This window comes from Allgaiera indica (assembly GCF_900106675.1).
Taxonomy (GTDB): Bacteria; Pseudomonadota; Alphaproteobacteria; order Rhodobacterales; family Rhodobacteraceae; genus Acidimangrovimonas; species Acidimangrovimonas indica.
Genome location: NZ_FNOB01000015.1, coordinates 23,334 through 41,687 on the forward strand (window position 1 = coordinate 23,334; position 18,354 = coordinate 41,687).

Annotated in this window: 15 protein-coding genes; 10 read left to right on the forward strand and 5 right to left on the reverse strand. The window is 67.3% G+C overall.

What is annotated here, in order from left to right; genetic code table 11:
• Position 1: 1 nt before the first annotated feature.
• The gene (urtB, locus tag BLV97_RS13875) at positions 2–1,945 is read right to left on the reverse strand and encodes an urea ABC transporter permease subunit UrtB (protein WP_092164109.1); all 1,944 of its coding nucleotides are present in this window, start codon (positions 1,943–1,945) and stop codon (positions 2–4) included.
• 49 nt (positions 1,946–1,994) lie between these two features.
• Entirely contained in the window at positions 1,995–3,260 is a 1,266-nt protein-coding gene (urtA, locus tag BLV97_RS13880) for an urea ABC transporter substrate-binding protein (protein ID WP_244521032.1), read from the reverse strand.
• Positions 3,261–3,857: 597 nt separating this feature from the next.
• Here urtA and BLV97_RS13885 point away from each other — a divergent pair.
• The 3 genes from BLV97_RS13885 to der are packed head-to-tail and all read left to right on the forward strand — an operon-like array spanning position 3,858 to position 7,416.
• Positions 3,858–4,514, forward strand: a complete 657-nt coding sequence (locus BLV97_RS13885; RefSeq protein ID WP_035837462.1) for a tetratricopeptide repeat protein — start codon at positions 3,858–3,860, stop codon at positions 4,512–4,514.
• A gap of 52 nt (positions 4,515–4,566) precedes the next feature.
• Positions 4,567–5,895, forward strand: a complete 1,329-nt coding sequence (locus tag BLV97_RS13890) for a PQQ-binding-like beta-propeller repeat protein (protein WP_051645787.1) — start codon at positions 4,567–4,569, stop codon at positions 5,893–5,895.
• 48 nt (positions 5,896–5,943) lie between these two features.
• Positions 5,944–7,416 carry a ribosome biogenesis GTPase Der gene (gene der / locus BLV97_RS13895; protein ID WP_035837464.1) on the forward strand — a complete coding sequence of 491 codons (1,473 nt, stop codon included), beginning with the start codon at positions 5,944–5,946 and terminating at the stop codon, positions 7,414–7,416.
• Positions 7,417–7,467: 51 nt separating this feature from the next.
• Here der and tpiA read toward each other — a convergent pair whose 3' ends face one another.
• Positions 7,468–8,217, reverse strand: a complete 750-nt coding sequence (gene tpiA / locus BLV97_RS13900; RefSeq protein WP_035837466.1) for a triose-phosphate isomerase — start codon at positions 8,215–8,217, stop codon at positions 7,468–7,470.
• A gap of 248 nt (positions 8,218–8,465) precedes the next feature.
• On the opposite strand from tpiA, the gene BLV97_RS13905 reads away from it, so the two are divergent.
• Positions 8,466–10,136 (forward strand): GMC family oxidoreductase, encoded by a 1,671-nt coding sequence (locus BLV97_RS13905; RefSeq protein ID WP_035837467.1) that lies wholly within the window; start codon positions 8,466–8,468, stop codon positions 10,134–10,136.
• A 47-nt stretch (positions 10,137–10,183) separates the two neighbouring features.
• Here the strand turns inward: BLV97_RS13905 and BLV97_RS13910 are convergent, their stop codons facing one another.
• Positions 10,184–11,098 carry a LysR family transcriptional regulator gene (locus BLV97_RS13910; RefSeq protein ID WP_210184795.1) on the reverse strand — a complete coding sequence of 305 codons (915 nt, stop codon included), beginning with the start codon at positions 11,096–11,098 and terminating at the stop codon, positions 10,184–10,186.
• Between the two features lie 395 nt (positions 11,099–11,493).
• Between BLV97_RS13910 and BLV97_RS13915 the strand changes: the two genes are divergently transcribed.
• From BLV97_RS13915 to BLV97_RS13930, 4 genes are all read left to right on the forward strand, one after another.
• Positions 11,494–12,447: a TAXI family TRAP transporter solute-binding subunit gene (locus BLV97_RS13915; RefSeq protein ID WP_035837469.1), complete on the forward strand. Its 954-nt coding sequence runs from the start codon at positions 11,494–11,496 to the stop codon at positions 12,445–12,447.
• A 50-nt stretch (positions 12,448–12,497) separates the two neighbouring features.
• Entirely contained in the window at positions 12,498–14,615 is a 2,118-nt protein-coding gene (locus tag BLV97_RS13920) for a TRAP transporter permease (protein ID WP_051645788.1), read from the forward strand.
• The gene (locus BLV97_RS13925; protein WP_035837471.1) at positions 14,612–14,986 is read left to right on the forward strand and encodes a DUF1850 domain-containing protein; all 375 of its coding nucleotides are present in this window, start codon (positions 14,612–14,614) and stop codon (positions 14,984–14,986) included. Before BLV97_RS13920 ends, BLV97_RS13925 begins: the two co-directional genes overlap by 4 nt.
• Before the next feature lie 148 nt (positions 14,987–15,134).
• On the forward strand, positions 15,135–15,887 hold the full coding sequence (locus tag BLV97_RS13930) for a LamB/YcsF family protein (protein WP_035837474.1): 753 nt from the start codon (positions 15,135–15,137) through the stop codon (positions 15,885–15,887).
• A gap of 50 nt (positions 15,888–15,937) precedes the next feature.
• Here the strand turns inward: BLV97_RS13930 and BLV97_RS13935 are convergent, their stop codons facing one another.
• Positions 15,938–16,843 (reverse strand): LysR family transcriptional regulator, encoded by a 906-nt coding sequence (locus BLV97_RS13935; RefSeq protein ID WP_035837476.1) that lies wholly within the window; start codon positions 16,841–16,843, stop codon positions 15,938–15,940.
• 93 nt (positions 16,844–16,936) lie between these two features.
• Between BLV97_RS13935 and metF the strand changes: the two genes are divergently transcribed.
• Both metF and BLV97_RS13945 read left to right on the forward strand, forming a co-directional pair.
• Positions 16,937–17,803 carry a methylenetetrahydrofolate reductase [NAD(P)H] gene (gene metF, locus BLV97_RS13940; RefSeq protein ID WP_035837478.1) on the forward strand — a complete coding sequence of 289 codons (867 nt, stop codon included), beginning with the start codon at positions 16,937–16,939 and terminating at the stop codon, positions 17,801–17,803.
• A 53-nt stretch (positions 17,804–17,856) separates the two neighbouring features.
• Positions 17,857–18,351 (forward strand): PaaI family thioesterase, encoded by a 495-nt coding sequence (locus BLV97_RS13945; RefSeq protein ID WP_092164110.1) that lies wholly within the window; start codon positions 17,857–17,859, stop codon positions 18,349–18,351.
• The last annotated feature ends 3 nt before the right edge of the window (positions 18,352–18,354 follow it).

The following is an 18,354-nucleotide window of genomic DNA, read 5'->3' on the forward strand; positions in this document are numbered from 1 at the left end:
CTCAATCCCCCGCCGCACGGCCCTTGAGCGCGATGATCCCGCGCGGCCGGACCTGAATAAACAGGATGATGAACAGGATCATGTATGTCTGCGCGGCCAGGGTGTTCGACGGGTTCAGCCACTCGATCCCCTTTTGCAGCGTGCCGATCAGCGCGGCCCCTGCCAGCGTTCCCCAGATGTTGCCGACGCCGCCCACCACCACCGTCATGAAACTTTGCACGATGTAATCCTGCCCGAGTTCCGAGGTGACCTTGGCGTAAAGCCCCAGCGCCACCCCCGCGATCCCTGCGATCCCCGATCCAAGGCCGAAGGCCAGCATGTTGATCCGGTCGGGGTTGATCCCCATCGAGGCCGCCATTGCGGGGTTCTGCGTCACCGCGCGCAATTCCAGCCCCAGCCTTGTGCGCTTCATCACCCACAGGAACAGGCCCAGGAACACCACGCCCAGCACGAAGATCGCGATCCGGATGTAGCTGATCGACACCACGTCGTTCAGCACCCAGGCGCCATCCAGCCAACCCGGAGAGGTCAGCGGCCGCGCCTGGGTGCCGAAGATGTTCTTGGCGATCTGCTGCAGCGCGATCGAGACGCCGAAAGTCGCCAGCAACGTCTCCAGCGGACGCTTGTAGAGATGGCGCACCACCAGCCGCTCCATCGCGACGCCGGCGGCGAAGGTGACGGCGAAGGCCAGGGGCAGGGCGATCAGCAGCGAGAGCGTGTAATCGGGCACGATCTGCTGCACGACATAGCCGGTATAGGCGCCCATCATGATGAATTCGCCATGCGCCATGTTGATCACGCCCATCACCCCGAAGGTCAGCGCCAGCCCGATTGCCGCAAGGAAGTAGATCGAGGCCAGCGACAGCGCCTCAATCAGCAGATCGAGGCCCTGCATCGCATCGACCTTCACCGCGATCTTGGCCAGCGCCGCCTTGGCGGCCGTGGTCATCGCCGGGTCGGCCTCTTGATAGACCCGCCAATAGGCATGGCCCGCCACCGCCGCCGCGACCTCATGCCGGGTGGCGGCCCCCGGCACCTTTCCCGCCTTTTCCAGCGCCGCATAGGCGCGGTCGCGGGCCTCGGGATCGGACATCTGCGCCACCGGCACACCGCCGACCTTGCCGCCCTCGATATGCGCCTCCAGCGCCTGGCGCCGGGCCAGGGGCGTCAACCGTGCGGGCGCGTCGCCGCGCGCCACCAGCAGGTCATAGGCGGCCTCGGGGGTGATGGTCTTGCCCGGGATCAGCTGGCGCTCGACATTGCCTTGGGGTCTTTCGCCCGCTTTGGTGATGACGCGGTGACTGTCGAGAAGCGGGTTCAGCGTGCCGCGCAGATCAAGGCCCGTGTCGGCGCCGAAACTGTCGATCGCGGCGATGCGCTTTGGCGTGCTCTCGCCGAAGCGGATGGTCAGCAGCCGAAGCAGGCGTTCCTTGCGGGCCCGAAGCGCGGGGTCGGTCTCGGCCTTCAGCGAGGCCTCCAGCGGTTTCAGTTGCCCGGCCTCGGGGTGGCGGTCGATGATCGACAGCGCCTCGGTCCGGGTCTTCAGGTCGGGGCTGGACAGCTGGAATTCCACCAGCGCCCCGTCGATCAGCCGCCGTACCCCAGCATTGGGGCGCAAGATGTTGATATCACTACGCTTCGCCGTACCGTCGCCGGAACCGTCCGGCAGCGTCAGCGCGTAATCCCCGCCCTTGCGCGTCAGCAGCACGAAGGTACCGTCGGACTTGCGCAGCCCCAGTTTCTTGTCTCCCCAGGCCTTCAGCAGCGCCTCGGTGCGGGGATCGCCCGAGGCCGCCAGCTTGTCGATCACCGGCCCGATCGTCAGGCGCGAGGCATGTTCGACCAGCGCCTTGTTGGCGTTCAGGATGTCGCCCAGGCTGTCGGCGCGCGCCAGGCCTGGGGCCAGCGCAAGCGCCAGCGCCGCGGCAAGAAGTATGCGGATCATGAATCCCCCCTGGAACGGGGGCGGCCCGCCGGGCCCGCCCCCTTCCGGATCAGTAGTTCGACTTGATCTGGACGCAGGTGTTGGTCTGCGTGTTGAACATGCCGCAGTGTTTTCCCTTCCAGTCCGAGACCAGGTATTTCGACTCGGGCAGGTAATCCGACCAGGCATCGCCCGGCACGGGGGCGGTCTTCTTGACCACGTCGAACTGGCCATCGGCGCGGATCTCGCCGATCAGCACCGGCTTGGTCAGGTGGTGGTTGGTCAGCATCTCGGCGGTGGTGCCGGTCAGGTTGGGGAATTTCTGACCGATCATCGCCTCCTGGATCGCGTCGCTGGCCACCGATTTCGCCTGCTCGGCGGCCTGCACCCACATGTTGAAGCCGATGTAATGGGCCTCCATCGGGTCGTTGGTCACGCGCTTCGGGTCGCCGGTGAACTTGTGCCAGGCCTTGATGAAGGCCTCGTTTTCGGGCGTGTCGACGCTTTCGAAATAGTTCCAGGCGGCCAACTGGCCCACCAGGTTCTGAAGATCCCCCTTGCCCAGCCCCGAAAGCTCCTCTTCCCCGACCGAGAAGGCCACCACGGGGATGTCATCGGCGGTGATGCCGCTTGCCGCCAGCTCCTTGTAGAAGCCGATGTTGGCATCGCCGTTGATGGTCGAGATCACGCCCACCTGCTTGCCGTCGGCGGTCAGCGCCTTGACGTCGGCGACGATCTTCGACCAGTCCGACTGACCGAAGGGGGTGTAGTTGATGAAGATGTCTTCCTTCTTGATTCCCTTTTGCTGCAGATAGGCCTCGAGGATCTTGTTGGTGGTGCGCGGATAGACGTAATCGGTGCCCAGCAGCGCGAATTTCTGCACGCCCAGCTCATTGAGGAAATAATCAACCGCCGGGATCGCCTGCTGGTTCGGCGCGGCGCCGGTGTAGAACACGTTCTTCGAGCTTTCCTGCCCCTCATATTGCACCGGATAGTAAAGCAGGCCGTTCAACTCCTCGACCACCGGCAGCACCGACTTGCGGCTGACCGAGGTCCAGCAGCCGAAGATCGCCGCCACCTTGTCGACGGTCAGCAATTCGCGCGCCTTTTCGGCGAACAGCGGCCAGTTCGAGGCCGGATCCACCACGACCGGTTCGATCTTCTTGCCCAGCACGCCGCCCTTGGCGTTCTGCTCGGCGATCAGCATCAGCATGGTGTCCTTCAGCGTGGTCTCGGAAATCGCCATCGTCCCCGACAGCGAATGCAGGATGCCCAGCTTGATCGTGTCCGTGTCTGCAGCGCGCAGAATGGTTGGCGCGGCCAGCGGCACGGCCATCGCGGCGCCCGTCAGCAGCATCTGGCGGCGGTTCATGTTCGTCATGGTTTCTGTCCCTCTTCGGCCCGGCCATGCGGGATCAAGGCTTTCCCCGCAGCGGAGGAGAGCGTCGTCTTGACCGGCAACCCTGTTGCACCCGGCGCGGTGGTGGTCGCGTGTCCGAACACACCGCCATCGCGCCGCCCTGTTGACGACCGCGCGCCCCGTCTGCTCGGGCACCGGTCAGGTGAAGCTTGGGCGGGCGCGGTGTTGCGCTCTACACAAAATCGTCGATCACGGGGACGCGAAGTCGCGTGACGCGCGGACGTGCCGCAATATTGGGCTGATACTTGCGCGCCCGCCGTATTTCGCGGCAAGAATATAGCCCTCGTCGCGTGGCCGCGTGCCAGGCCGCTTTTGCCGGCGGCGGGCCCTGTTTGGCCGCCGGGGCGTCTCTCGCCAGGGTTGCGCCGCGCAAGGCCGGTTTCCGCGCAGCGCGGGGCTGCGGGAGGTCTCTCGCCGGGGCAGGCGACAAGAGAGCCCGTTGCGCCCCGGCGCGGGGCTTGGCAAGGGCGCGGGCTTGCGTGTAAGACGGGGCCAAAGGCAGGAGGCCGCACGTTGAGCGAAGTCGACAGTTTCATCGACGAAGTCACCGAGGAAGTTCGCCGCGACAAGCTCTTCGCGGCGTTCCGGAAATATGGCTGGATCGCGATCCTCGCCGTGGTGCTGCTGGTCGGCGGCGCGGCCTGGAAGGAATATCGCGCGGCGCAGCACAAGGCGGGGGCTCAGGCCTTCGGCGATGCGGTGCTGGCGGCCCAGTCCAAGGACAAGCCCGAGGCCGTCTACAAGGCGCTGGCCGCGATCAAGGCGCAGGGCGCCCAGGCCGCGGTGGCCGATCTTCTGGCCGCGGCCGAGGCCGAGAAGGCCGGCGACACCAAGGCCGCGCTGGCGCGGCTTGACGCGGTGTCGGGCGACAAGAGCCTGCCGCCGGCCTTCCGCGATCTGGCGCTGCTGAAGTCGGTCACCCTGGCCGGCGACACGATGAGCGCCGATCGGCGCGATCAGGTGCTGGCCGCGCTCAGCCAGCCGGGCCGGCCCTACCGGCCGCTGGCGCTGGAACAATTGGCATTGCTTGCGGTGAAGGCGGGCAAGACCAAGGACGCGATCGAGCAATTCACCAAGATCGCGCAGGATGCGGGCGTCACGCCGGGCTTGCGTCAGCGCGCCACGCAGATGATTGTGGCCCTGGGCGGTTCGCCCAAGGCGGCGGGTTGACGGTGCTGGCCGGCATCCCCCCCGAACGGACCGAATCTTGAGGAGCTGGGCCTTGAAGCTGAACCACGCCATTTTCTGTCTGGCTTGCGCGGCCCTTCTGGCATCCTGCGCGCCCAAGAAGATCCCGCTGAAGGGCGAACGCCTGGATCCGCGCAGCATCGTCGGCGCGGGCGAGGCCGGCCCGCCGCCGGGCGATTATGCGCCCCACAACGTGCCGGTAAGCCTGCCCGCGCCGCGGGTGAATGCCCAATGGACCGAGCGCAACGGCAGCCCCGCCCATCTGATCGCCCAGCCGGCGCTGGACACATCGCTGACGCCGCTGTGGTCGGTCTCGATCGGGCGCGGCGACGACAAGCGCCACAAGATCACCTCGGATCCGGTGGTCGCGGGCGGACGCATCTTCACGCTTGACGCCGAGGCGACCGTGACCGCCACCACCACGGCGGGCAAGACCGCCTGGTCGACCGACATCACCCCGCCGGGTGCGCGTGCGGGCCTGGTTTCGGGCGGCGGGCTGGCTTACGGCGACGGCAAGCTTTTCGTGACCTCGGCCTTTGGCGAGCTGGTGGCAATGGATCCGGCCTCGGGGCGCATCCTGTGGCGGCAGAAATTCGATGCCCCGGCCACCGGCGCGCCCACCGTGCGGGGCAACACCGTCTATGTCATCTCGCGCGATGCTGCGGCCTGGGCGATCAACACCGCCGATGGCAAGGTGCGCTGGATGGTGCAGGGCACGCCCTCGATCGCCAGCCTCACGGGCGGCCCGGCGCCGGCGGTGGCGGGCGATACCGTGGTCTTCCCGTTCTCCAGCGACGAAATGATCGGCGCCCTGGCCAGCGGCGGCACCATCGCGTGGACAACCAATATCGCCGGTCGCCGGCTGGGCCATGTCTATGCCCAGATCTCGGATATCGCGGGGGATCCGGTGATCGACGGCCGGACGATCTATGTCGGCAACGCCACCGGCCGCGTCGGCGCCTACGATCTGGCTTCGGGGCAGGCGAAATGGACCTCGCCCGAGGGCATGCTGGGCCCGGTCTGGCCGGCGGGCGGGCAGCTTTACTTCATATCGGACGAGATGAAGCTGGTGCGGATGAACGCGGCCACGGGCGCCGTGGTGTGGAAAGCGCAACTGCCCTATTACAAGCCCTACCGCAAGGACAAGCGGCGCCGCGACATCTATGTCAACTTCGGTCCGCTCTTGGCCGGGAACCGGCTGATCGTGCCTTCATCGGATGGCAATTTCATGATCTTCGACCCGGCTTCGGGCAAGCTGATCGCCACCCGGCCGATCGGCGACGGGGCCACGACGAACGCGGTGGTCGCGAACCGCACGCTGTATATCGTCACCGAAGACGGCAAACTTCGGGCTTTCCGCTAGGCGCGTTCCGGTGTAGGCGGACGGCTTCGACCGGATCGGAGCGGGCTGATGTCCTTTACCCTTGCCATCGTGGGGCGCCCCAACGTGGGCAAATCCACGCTATTCAACCGCCTCGTCGGCAAGCGCCTGGCGCTGGTCGACGACCAGCCGGGCGTCACCCGCGACCTGCGCGAAGGCGACGCGAAGCTGGGCGATCTGCGCTTTACCGTGATCGACACCGCCGGGCTAGAGGAGGCGACCGACGACAGCCTGCAGGGCCGGATGCGGCGCCTGACCGAACGCGCGGTCGAGATGGCGGATATCTCGCTGTTTCTGATCGACGGGCGCGCGGGGGTGACGGCGGCGGATCAGGGCTTTGCCGAGATCCTGCGCCGCCAGGGCAAGCAGGTGATCCTGGGCGTCAACAAGGCCGAGGGCCGCGCCGGCGAAGAGGGCGTGCTGGAGGCCTATGCCCTGGGTCTGGGCGAACCGCTGCGCCTGTCGGCCGAGCATGGCGAGGGCATGGATGATCTTTACCGCGCGCTGCAGCCGCTGGCCGACCGCTTTGCCGAACGGGCCGAGGCCGACGCGCCGGAAACCGATGTGGATGTGGCCGAGGACGAAAGCGACGACGCCGAGGAAGGGGCGCGCCTGCGCCCCACGCGCGCGCGCCCGCTGCAGATCGCGGTGATCGGCCGGCCCAATGCGGGCAAGTCCACCTTGATCAACAAGATCCTCGGCGAGGACCGGCTGCTGACCGGCCCCGAGGCGGGCATCACCCGTGACGCGATCTCGGTCGGGGCCGACTGGCAGGGCACGCCGATCCGGATCTTCGACACGGCGGGGATGCGCAAGCGTGCCAAGATCACCGACAAGGTGGAAAAGCTTTCCGTCTCGGACGGGTTGCGCGCGGTGCGTTTCGCAGAGGTGGTCGTGGTGCTTCTGGACGTGGAGATCCCGTTTGAAAGCCAGGACCTGCGGATCGCGGATTATGCCGAGGCCGAGGGCCGCGCCGTCGTCGTGGCGGTGAACAAATGGGATCTGGAGGACGACAAGCAGGGCAAGCTGAAGGAGCTGAAGGAGATGTTCGACCGTCTCCTGCCGCAGCTGCGTGGCGCGCCGCTGATTACCGTCTCGGCGCGCACCGGCCGCGGGCTCGACCGGCTGCACGAGGCGGTCCTGAAGGCGCATGAGGTCTGGAACCGGCGTGTGCCGACGGCCAAGCTGAACCAGTGGCTGGGCGCGATGACCGAGGCCCATCCGCCGCCCGCGCCGGGCGGCCGCCGGATCAAGCTGCGCTATGCGACCCAGGTGAAGACGCGCCCGCCGGGCTTCGTGGTGATGTGTTCGCACCCGCAGGAGATGCCGGAAAGCTATAAGCGCTATCTGGTGAACGGGTTGCGCGAGAGCTTTGACATGCCGGGCACGCCGATCCGGCTGACGCTGCGCGGCCAGGGTGACAAGAACCCGTTCAAGAACAAGAGATACACCACGCCCTCACGGCTGCGCAAACATTTGGGCAAGGGACCCGCCGGCGGCTGAAAGACGCCTCCGGCGGGAGTATTTGGGCCAAGATGAAGACCGGCGGGAAGGTCAGGCGTTTTCCAGCGCGGCGATGATCGCGCCGAAATCCGTGGCTTTCAAAGAGGCGCCGCCGACCAGCGCGCCGTCGACATTCGAGACCGCGAAGATCTCGGCCGCGTTGCCGGGCTTGACCGAGCCGCCGTACAGCAGACGCATCGCCTCACCCGCCTTGCCGAAGCGGCTGATGAGGGTGGAGCGCATGAAATCGTGCACCTCGGCGATTTCGGCCAGCGACGGCGTGCGGCCGGTGCCGATCGCCCAGACGGGTTCATAGGCCACCACCAGGGTTTCGGCGCGCATCCCTTCGGGCAACGAACCGGCAAGCTGGGTGCCGATCACCTCAAGCGTCTGGCCCGCGTCGCGCTGGGCTTCGGTCTCGCCCACGCAGACCACGGCGCCAAGGCCCGCGGCCAGGGCGGCTTCGGTCTTGGCATGGACGATCGCGTCGGTCTCGGCATGGTCGGCGCGGCGCTCGGAATGGCCCAGGATCACATAATCGGCGCCCGCGTCCTGCAGCATCGCCGCAGAGATATCGCCGGTATGTGCGCCCGAGGCGGCGGGGTGGCAATCCTGGCCTCCCACCGCGATCGGGTGATCGGCCAGCCGGTCGGCCATACGCGACAGCAGCGTGGCGGGCGGGCAGATCAGCACCTCGCAGGCCGGTGCGGGATAGGCCAGGGTCAGGGCGTCGATCTCGGCCAGGCTTTCGCCCAGCCCGTTCATCTTCCAGTTTCCGGCGGCAAGTTTGCGGGGGGTCATGCGGCTCTCTCCTGATGCGACCCTTCCGAGATAGCCAATACGGCGCGTGATCGGAAGCCCCTCGGGGGCAGGTGCTATTGCGGCAACGCGCGGCGCGCGGGACCCCGAGGCCCCCATCGGGCGGGGCGCCGCATCATTATTCTGCGTAATAATCCTACCCTATGGTTTTATTGGGCGGCCGGCCCGACCTGGGGTAAACCGCAAGCCGAGGCGCGCCGCTGCCGCGCGCGGAGAGTGGGGAGAGAGTGATGAGCGACCAGGCCGAAACCTTCGACTATATCGTGATTGGCGCGGGGACGGCGGGCTGCCTGCTGGCCAACCGCCTCAGCCGCGATCCGCGCGTCCGGGTGCTGTTGCTGGAGGCCGGCAAGCGCGACAATTACCCCTGGATCCACATTCCCGTGGGTTACCTTTACTGCATCGGCAATCCCCGCACCGATTGGCTTTACAACACCGAGGCCGAGACCGGGCTGAACGGCCGCAGTCTGCGCTATCCGCGCGGCAAGGCGTTGGGGGGATGTTCGTCGATCAACGGCATGATCTACATGCGCGGTCAGGCGCGCGACTACGACGGCTGGGCCAAGGAGACGGGCGATCCCGGCTGGGCCTGGGACAACGTGCTGCCCGCCTTCAAGGCGCATGAGGATCATTACCGGCTGGATGGCGGCGAGGATCCGGCCTCGCGCCGCAACCTGCGGTTTTCCGACCTGCATGGCCATGGCGGCGAATGGCGCGTGGAAAAGCAGCGCCTGCGCTGGGACGTGCTTGACAGTTTCGCCGAGGCGGCCGAGCAGGCCGGCGTTCCGCGCACCGACGATTTCAACACCGGCGACAATGAGGGCGTGGGCTATTTCGACGTCAACCAGCGCTCGGGCTGGCGCTGGAACGCCTCGAAGGCCTTCCTGCGCCCGGCCAGGAAGCGCCCGAACCTGGCGGTCTGGACCGAGGCCCATGTCCAGCGATTGACGCTGGAGGAAGACGCCGACGGCGGGCTGCGCTGCACCGGGGCGCGGGTCCGCGTGGCGGGGCGCGGCGAGGTGGGCGTGGCGGTGCGGCGCGAGGTTGTGCTGTCGGCGGGTGCGATCGGCTCGCCGCAGATCCTGCAGCTTTCGGGCATCGGCCCGGCCGACGTGCTGAAGGCCAACGGCATCGCCCCGCGCGCCGATCTGCCCGGCGTGGGGCGCAACCTGCAAGACCATCTGCAGATCCGCACGATCTTCAAGGTCGAGGGCACGCGCACGCTGAACAAGCTGGCCGCCACGCTGACCGGCCGGGCGATGTTCGGGCTTGAATATGCGCTGCGCCGGTCCGGCCCGATGAGCATGGCCCCCAGCCAGTTGGGCGCCTTCACCCGTTCGGATCCGTCGCGGCCTCATGCCAATCTGCAATATCATGTGCAGCCGCTCAGCCTCGATGCCTTCGGCGAGCCGCTGCATACCTTCCCCGCGATCACCGCCAGCGTGTGCAACCTGAACCCGACCTCGCGCGGGATGGTCGAGATCCGCTCGGCCAGCCCCGCCGATGCGCCGAAGATCGCGCCGAACTATCTGTCCACGGATGAGGACCGCCTGGTTGCCGCCCAAAGCCTGCGCCATGTGCGCAAGATCATGTCGCGGCCGGCGATGGCGAAATACCGGCCGGTCGAATGGAAGCCCGGCGCCCAATACCAGACCGAGGAGGAACTGGCGCGGCTGGCGGGGGATATCGCCTCGACCATTTTCCATCCGGTGGGCACCACCAAGATGGGGCGCGCCGACGATCCGATGGCGGTGGTCGACAGCCGGCTGCGGGTGCGCGGGGTGCGCGGACTGCGGGTGGCCGATGCCGGGGTGATGCCGCGGATCACCTCGGGCAACACCAATTCCCCGACGCTGATGATTGCCGAAAAGGCCGCCGGTTTCATCCTGGAAGACGCCTGAGCAGGGCTCCGGCCCCTGGCCCGGGGCGCGGACCGGGCCAGGGCGCCCTAGTGTCCCCAGACATGGTCTATCGCGCGGAACGCGGCGGCGATCACCGGGTCGTCGGCGCGCGCCGCCTGACACTGGAAGGTCAGTTCGGTCTCTAGCGGCTGCTGATCCAGGATCACCACGCTGCCCGATTGCGCCTCGTGCAGGGCGATCAAATCGCGGCACAGGCTTAGCCCCACGCCGGTGCGCGCCATGGCCAGCATCGAGGCTTCCTGATCCACCTGCGCGACCACGTTCTGTTGCACCCCGCAGGCGGCGAAGCGCGCGCCCAGCAGCCGGTTGTGCACCGAGGCCGGTGGCGTGCCGACCCAGGGCAGGCGGGCAAGCTGGGCCCAATCCATCCCCCGGGCCCTTTGCGCCAGCGGTGGCGCGGCCACCACCCGGTAGCGCAGCCGCGCCAGATGACGACCATGGAAACGGCCGGCCTCGGCCTCGGCCGGCGCGCCCAGATAGAAACCGACATCCAGTTGGCCCTGGCCGATCTGGTCCAGCACCTCGCCGCTGACCCCGTGGCGCAGCGAGGTGGACAGTTGCGGCGCGGTTTCCAGCAGCCGTTGCAGCAGCGCGCCCAGGCGGGTGAATTCAGGGTCGATGATGGTGCCGATGCGCAGCGTGCCGCGCAACTGGCTGCGCATGGTGCGCAGCAATTGGTCGAATTCCTGCAGCGCGTCGAGCACGGTTTCGGCCTTGGCGGCCAGCATCTCGCCGTCGGCGGTCAGGCGCAATCCGCGGACGTTACGCTGAAAAAGCGTCAGATCCGTGAGGTCGGACAACTTGCGCAATTGCACGCTAAGCGCCGGCTGGGTGAGGTTCAGAAGCTCGGCCGCCCGGGTGACGTTGCCGGTATGCGCCACCGCGACCAGCGCGCGCAGCAGGCGCAGATCCTGCACCGCGAGGCGTCCCAGCGCAGTCACGCCGGCTGCTCCGGCCGACGGGAAAGACGGCGCGCGCGGCGGCGGACGGGACAAAGCGGGGCGCGGCTGGCTGTCATGGGGCTGTCCTGAAGCTGCGGGGCCAGCCTAGACCAAAGCCGGCGCGCCAGCCAGCATGCGCCGCGCGCGCCGGGCCGGGCGGGTTGCGGCCCTCGGGGGCCACCCCGGTTTTCACCGGTACGCAGAGGACGCGCGCCATCCCGCCAATGGTCGGTCCCGGCACGCCACGGGCCGTTGACAATCGGTCCGGGCGGCAAATGTTACTGGAAAATGACTCCCGCAAACGTGAGAATCGGTGACATGGACGTGTTCCGGCGGCTAACTGGTTGGGCCTGGGCGCCGCAGAGCGCCCGACGTCGTTCTACGGGAGAAAGATTATGAAAAGTTTGAAGGGCAAGATCCTTGCCTTGGCCGCCGCCGCATCGCTGCTCAGCCCGGCGGTGGCCCGGGCGGATCAATTCGTGAACATCCTGACGGGGGGGACGTCGGGGGTCTATTATCCACTCGGGGTGGCGCTTTCGAAGATCTATTCCGAGAACATGAAGGGCACCAAGGTCCAGGTGCAATCCACCAAGGCTTCGGTCGAAAACCTCAACCTGCTGCAGCAGGGGCGCGGGGAACTTGCCTTCGCGCTGGGCGATTCGGTGAAACTGGCCTGGGAAGGCGATGCCGAGGCGGGCTTCAAGAAGAAGCTCGACAAGCTGCGCGGGATCGCGGCGATCTATCCGAACTACATCCAGATCGTGGCCTCGAAGGACAGCGGCATCAAGACGCTGGCCGATCTGAAGGGCAAGCGCGTCTCGGTGGGGGCGCCGAAATCGGGCACCGAGCTGAACGCGCGCAAGATCTTCGCCGCCGCGGGGATCAGCTACAAGGATTTTGCCAAGACCGAATATCTGCCGTTCGGAGAATCGGTCGAGCTGATCAAGAACCGCCAGCTTGACGCGACGCTGCAATCGGCCGGTCTGGGCGTGGCCTCGATCAAGGATCTGTCCACCTCGGTCCCGATCACCATGGTCGCGGTGCCCGCGGACGTGGCGGGGAAACTGGGCGCGCCCTATATCAGCGCGACGATTCCGGCCGGCACCTATGACGGCCAGGATGCCGACGTGCCGACCGTGGCGGTGGTGAACTTCCTGGTCACCCGCAAGGGCGTGTCGGACAAGACCGCCTATGAGATGACCAAGCTGCTGTTCGACAACCTCGGCACGCTGGAGGCGTCGCACAAGGCCGCGGCGCAGATCAAGCTGGCCAATGCGATCAAGGGGATGCCGCTGCCGCTGCATCCGGGCGCCGAGAAGTTCTATAAGGAAAAGGGCCTCATCAAGTAGGTCCGGTCGGGGCGGCCACGCAGCCGCCCCGTCCCATTCGGAGGCAGGCTATGCAGGCAGGCGACACGGCACATGAACTGGCCGGGAAGAATCCCGACCTTGGTATTCACGACCCCTTGGCGGGCAGCTTCCCGCGCGGGTTCGAAGGGCGGCTGTTGTTCTGGATCGCGGTGATGTTCTCGCTGTTCCAGATCGCGACCGCCGCGCATCTGACCAACCTGCCCAGCCAGGTGATCCGGGCGGTTCATGTGGGCTTTCTGGGGCTTCTGGGCTTTCCCTTCCTGGCGCTGGTGCACGGGCGCGGGCCGGGGTTGCGGGCGCTGGCGTGGGTGCTGGCCGCCGTGGGGGTGGTCGTCGCGGTCTATCAATGGGTCGAATACGCGCCGCTGATCATCCGCGCGGGCGACCCCACGACCGCCGACACCCTGATCGGCGTCGCCGCGCTGATCGTGGTCTTTGCCGCCGCCTATGCGCTGATGGGGCCGGCGCTGCCGATCATCGCGGGCGCCTTCCTGGCCTATTGCTTCTGGGGCCAGTACCTGCCCAGCCCGTTCGAGACCCGGGGCTACCCGTTTTCCCAGGTGATCGACCACATGTCCTTCGGCACCGAAGGGATCTACGGCATCCCGGTCTATGTGTCGTCGTCCTATATCTTCCTGTTCATCCTGTTCGGCGCCTTTCTGGAAAAGGCCGGGATGATCAAGCTGTTCACCGATGTCTCGCTGGGCCTCGTCGGTCACCGGCAGGGCGGCGCGGCGAAGGTCGCCGTGGTGTCCTCGGGGCTGATGGGCACGATCTCTGGCTCGGGCGTCGCCAATGTGGTCACGACGGGTCAGTTCACCATCCCGCTGATGAAGCGCTTCGGCTATCGACCGGCCTTCGCGGGGGGCGTCGAATCCACGGCCTCGATGGGCGGGCAGATCATGCCGCCGGTGATGGGGGCGGTCGCCTTCATCATGGCCGAAACCCTGGGCGTCGAATACCACGAGGTGGTGAAGGCCGCGCTGATCCCCGCGATCCTCTATTTCGCATCGGCCTTCTGGATGGTGCATCTGGAGGCAGAAAAATGGGGCCTGCGCGGCATGGCCAAGGCCGATCTGCCCTCGCCCCGGCTGGCGTTGCAGGCGGGTTGGTATCTGCTTCTGCCGCTGGCGGTGTTGGTCTATCTGCTGTTCACCGGCTATACGCCGCTTTACGCGGGCACCATCGGCCTGGCGCTGACGGTGATGCTGATCCTGGGCGGCTCGATCGCGCTGGGCCTGCCCGCCGGCGTGCTGCGCTATGTCTTCTGGATCGGGCTGGGCGTGGTCGCCGCGGGGTTCTTTGAATACGGCATCAACGTGATCGTCGCGGCGATGGCGGCGCTGATCGCGGTGAACCTGTTCGTCAAGGGCGGGCGCCAGACGCTGGCGCTGTGCCGCGACAGCTTGGCCGAGGGCGCCAAGACCGCGCTGCCGGTGGGCATCGCCTGCGCGCTGGTCGGCGTGATCATCGGCACCATGACGCTGACCGGCATCGCCACCACCTTCGGCGACTATATCGTCAGCGTCGGCAAGTCGAACCTGTTCCTGTCATTGGTGCTGACGATGATCACCTGCATCATCCTTGGGATGGGGATCCCGACGATCCCGAACTACATCATCACCTCCTCGATTGCCGGGCCGGCACTGCTGGCGCTGGGGGTGCCGCTGATCGTGTCGCATATGTTCGTCTTCTATTTCGGCATCCTGGCCGATCTGACGCCGCCGGTCGCGCTGGCCTGTTTCGCGGCCGCGCCGATCGCTAGGGAATCGGGGCTGAAGATTTCGATCGAGGCGATCAAGGTCGCCGCCGCCGGTTTCGTCATCCCGTTCATGGCGGTCTATACGCCGGCGCTGATGCTGCAAGATGGCGGGCCGCTGGCGGCCGAGATCGGCTATGCCCCCGCCGTCGCCTATATCGTGATCAAGGCGGTGCTGGCGATCGGGCTGTGGGGGGCTGCGGTGATCGGCTGGCTGGGGGTGCGCCTGAACCCGTTGGAGCGCCTGCTGGCGGTGGCCGCGGCCTTCACCCTGGTCGCCGCGCTGCCGCTGACCGACGAGATCGGCTTCGCGCTGGTCGCGGGTTTCGCGCTGATCGCCTGGCGGCGCAACCGGGCGGCCCGTTCCGGCGGCGGCGCGCCGGCATGAGCGCGGCCTGCCTGATGGTCGGGGCCAAGGCGGTGACGCTGGCCTCGGCGCTGTTCACGCTGAGCTGGACACATTCGGTGGAAAAGACCGGCTGGTCGGAAACCTACGCCGTCACCGCGCGGGGGCTGCAACTGACGCAGGCCCGCGTCATGGGCTCGGGCGCGGGGATGGATCCGGGGCCGGGCGCGGTGCTGAAGGGCGATTGGTGGGTCTGGAAACCGACGCTTGGCCCGGTTCCGGATCTGGTGCTGGCGGCCTCGGGGGCGACGGTGGGCGGCTGGCATCTGTGCCAGGGCGCCTGGCCCGGAAGCGATTGCCGCACACTGGGCCGGACGGCGGGCGCGCCGATCGTGCTGCGGCCCTGCGGCTAGGCCGGGTCCTGGCGCCGCCCGGCGGCCCTTGCAAGCGCGGGCGCCAGGGTGCACCAATCGGATCCGAAGTCCGCGGGCTGGCCGCGATCTGCGGTTCCGACGGCAGACAGGCAGCGCCGCGGAGGGGCTGCGAACTGGAGGGACGCTGATGCAGGTCGATCTGAATTCCGATATGGGCGAGGGCTTTGGCCACTGGGTGATGGGCGACGATGCGGCGCTTCTGGATGTCGTCACCTCGGCCAATATCGCCTGCGGTTTCCATGCCGGCGATCCCGGCACGATGGCCGCGACCATGGCCCGGGCCGAAGCCCGCGGCGTGGGCATCGGCGCGCACCCCGGTTTCGCCGATCTGCAGGGGTTCGGGCGGCGGCGGATCTCGCTTTCGACCGAGGAGCTGGGCAATCTGGTGGCCTATCAACTGGGCGCGGCCCAAGCGATGGCGCGGCGCGCCGGCGGAAGGGTGCGGCATCTGAAACTGCACGGCGCGCTGGCCAACATGGCCAGCGAAGCCCCCGAGATCGCCCGCGCCTGCTATTCCGCGGCGCTTGCGGTCGATCCCGAAATCATCCTGGTGGTCCTGGCCGCCACCCCGATGGAGGCGGTGGCGCGCGATCTGGGCGCGCGCTGGGCGGGCGAGATCTTCGCCGACCGCGCCTATGAGGACGACGCCACCCTGGTGGACCGGCGCAAGCCGGGCGCGGTGCTGCATGATCCCCAGGCCGCCGGCAAGCGCATGGTCGAGATGCTGCGCGCGGGTGCGATCATCACCGCGGGCGGCAAGCACATCCCCTGCCGGATTGACACGATCTGCGTGCATGGCGACAGCGCCGAGGCCGTCGCCATGGCCCGCGGCGTGCGCGCCCATCTGGAAGACGCGGGCATCGCGGTGACGCGGTTCTAAGGCCGCTCGGCGGATCCGCGGAAAGGCCGAGCGCGGCGCACCCCCAGGGCCTATGCCCGCTGCAACTTCACCGGCTCGGTCCGGGCCAGGCGCAGGAAATGCGCCATCCAGGGCTGGGTGGCGTCCTCTTCGCGGATCGCGGCATAGAGGCGCCGGGTAAGGCCTTGCTCGGTCACCGGCAGGGTCACGAAATCCGGCTGCCCACGGACCGAGCGCACCACCCAGTCCGGCAGCACCGCCACGCCCCGGTTCGAGGCGACCAGCATCAGCATGATCGCCGTCAGTTCCACCTGCCGGATCGCCAGCGGCTCGACGCGCGCGGGGGTCAGCAGTTCGGTGAACACATCAAGGCGCGCGCGGTCCATCGGATAGGTAAGCAAGGTCTGGTCCGCGAAATCCTCGGCCATGACATAGGGCTTTTGCGCCAGGGGATTGCGGGGCGAGCAGATGAACACCGGGGCGTAGTCGAACAGCGGCTGGAAGACCACGCCGGGCAGATCCTCGGGGTCGGAAGAGATCACCAGATCCACCTCTTCGCGCACCAGCGCGGGCAGCGCCTCGAACGCCAGCCGGGCGCGGATGTCCACATCCACCTGCGGCCAGGCGCTGCGGAAATGTTCCAGACACGGCATCAGCCACTCGAAACAGGCGTGGCATTCCATCGCGATGTGCAGCCGCCCCGCCTTGCCCTCGCGCAGCGCCCGGAACTCGGCGTTCAGGGCGTCGATCTCGGGCAGCACCTTCTGCGCCAACCGAAGCAGCCGCTGCCCCGCCGCCGACAGCCGCAAGGGCTTGGACCGGCGCGCGAAAAGCTCTACCCCCGCCTGATCTTCCAGCCCCTTGATCTGATGCGACAGCGCCGATTGCGTCATGTTCATCATCTCGGCGGCGCGGGCCAGCCCGCCGGCCTCGTGTATCGCCCTGATCGAGCGGAGATGGCGCAGTTCCAGATGCATCTTGTGGCGTGACTCATGTTGGTGATGAAAATTATGAATTTGTCTCACGTTCGAAAATCTGCGACAAGGGGTGAAATCAACGGAGTCCGTGCCATGCCCACCCCTCGCGTTTCTTTCGAGTTCTTCCCACCGCAGACGCTGGACGCCAGCTTCCGTCTGTGGGAGACCGTGCAGACGCTGGCCCCGCTGAAGCCGAATTTCGTCTCGGTCACCTATGGCGCGGGCGGTACCACGCGCAAGCTGACGCATGAGGCCGTGACGACGATCGGCAAGCAGTTCGATCTGAACGTGGCCGCCCACCTGACCTGTGTCGAGGCGACCCGGGCCGAGACGCTGGAAATCGCGCAATCTTATGCCGAGGCCGGCGTGACCGAGATCGTCGCGCTGCGCGGTGACGCGCCCAAAGGGGCCGAGCGTTTCACCCCGCATCCCGAGGGCTTCGCCAATTCGGTCGAACTGATCGAGGCGCTGGCGGCGACCGGCAGTTTCACCCTGCGCGTCGGCGCCTATCCCGAACCGCATCCCGACGCCGCCGACACCTTGGCCGATGTGCGCTGGCTGAAGCGCAAGATCGACGCCGGCGCCACCAGCGCCATCACCCAGTTCTTCTTCGAGGCCGAGACCTTCCTGCGGTTCCGCGATCTTTGCGCGAAAGAGGGCATCACCGCCCCGATCATCCCCGGCATCCTGCCGATCGAGAACTGGAACGGCGCCAAGCGTTTCGCCCAGCGCTGCGGCGCGAACGTGCCCGCCTTCCTTGACGACGCCTTCGCCACCGCCAAGCGCGACGGGCGAGAGGACCTATTGGCCACCGCGATCTGCACCGAGATGTGCGACAAGCTGATCCAGGAAGGGGTGGAGGATCTGCATTTCTACACCCTCAACCGCCCGCATCTGACGCGCGAGGTCTGCCATGCGCTGGGCGTGGCGCCCGATGTCGTGCTGGAAAACGTGGCGTAACGATTGCGCCCGGGGCGGCGCCGGCTAGTCTGGCGCCGCAACCGGAGACGCAGATGAGCAGACAATTCACCGCCCAAACCCCTGAAGAGCTTCCCACCCTGGCCGATCTGGCCGGTCAGTCGGGGCTGGATTTCATGCGCGCAATGCTGGAAGGGCGGCTTTCGGGTCCGCCGATCGCGGGGGTGATGAACTATCGCCTGCATGCGGTCGAACCCGGCCGTGTGGCGTTTCGCGGCGCGCCAGAGTTTGCCCATGTGAACCCGATGGGCGGGGTGCATGGGGGCTGGTACGGCACCCTGCTGGACAGCTGCATGGCCTGCGCGGTGATGACTATGCTGCCCAAGGGCCGCGTCTACACGACGCTGGAATACAAGATCAACATCACCCGCGCCCTGCCCGTGGACGTGGAAATCGAGGCGTTGGGCGTGGTCAGCCATGCCGGCCGCACCACCGGCGTGGCCGAGGGCACGATCCGCGGGTTGAAGGACGGCAAGCTTTACGCCACCGGCTCGACCACCTGTCTGATGATGGACGCACCGCAACGCTGATGT

Bases quoted from the DNA above. Each gene is read 5' to 3' on its own strand.
- urtB (WP_092164109.1), bottom strand. From the start codon at position 1,945: ATGATCCGCATACTTCTTGCCGCGGCGCTGGCGCTTGCGCTGGCCCCA.
- urtA (WP_244521032.1), bottom strand. From the start codon at position 3,260: ATGGCCGTGCCGCTGGCCGCGCCAACCATTCTGCGCGCTGCAGACACG.
- der (WP_035837464.1), top strand. From the start codon at position 5,944: ATGTCCTTTACCCTTGCCATCGTGGGGCGCCCCAACGTGGGCAAATCC.
- tpiA (WP_035837466.1), bottom strand. From the start codon at position 8,217: ATGACCCCCCGCAAACTTGCCGCCGGAAACTGGAAGATGAACGGGCTG.
- BLV97_RS13905 (WP_035837467.1), top strand. From the start codon at position 8,466: ATGAGCGACCAGGCCGAAACCTTCGACTATATCGTGATTGGCGCGGGG.
- BLV97_RS13915 (WP_035837469.1), top strand. From the start codon at position 11,494: ATGAAAAGTTTGAAGGGCAAGATCCTTGCCTTGGCCGCCGCCGCATCG.
- BLV97_RS13920 (WP_051645788.1), top strand. From the start codon at position 12,498: ATGCAGGCAGGCGACACGGCACATGAACTGGCCGGGAAGAATCCCGAC.
- BLV97_RS13925 (WP_035837471.1), top strand. From the start codon at position 14,612: ATGAGCGCGGCCTGCCTGATGGTCGGGGCCAAGGCGGTGACGCTGGCC.
- BLV97_RS13930 (WP_035837474.1), top strand. From the start codon at position 15,135: ATGCAGGTCGATCTGAATTCCGATATGGGCGAGGGCTTTGGCCACTGG.
- BLV97_RS13935 (WP_035837476.1), bottom strand. From the start codon at position 16,843: ATGCATCTGGAACTGCGCCATCTCCGCTCGATCAGGGCGATACACGAG.
- metF (WP_035837478.1), top strand. From the start codon at position 16,937: ATGCCCACCCCTCGCGTTTCTTTCGAGTTCTTCCCACCGCAGACGCTG.
- BLV97_RS13945 (WP_092164110.1), top strand. From the start codon at position 17,857: ATGAGCAGACAATTCACCGCCCAAACCCCTGAAGAGCTTCCCACCCTG.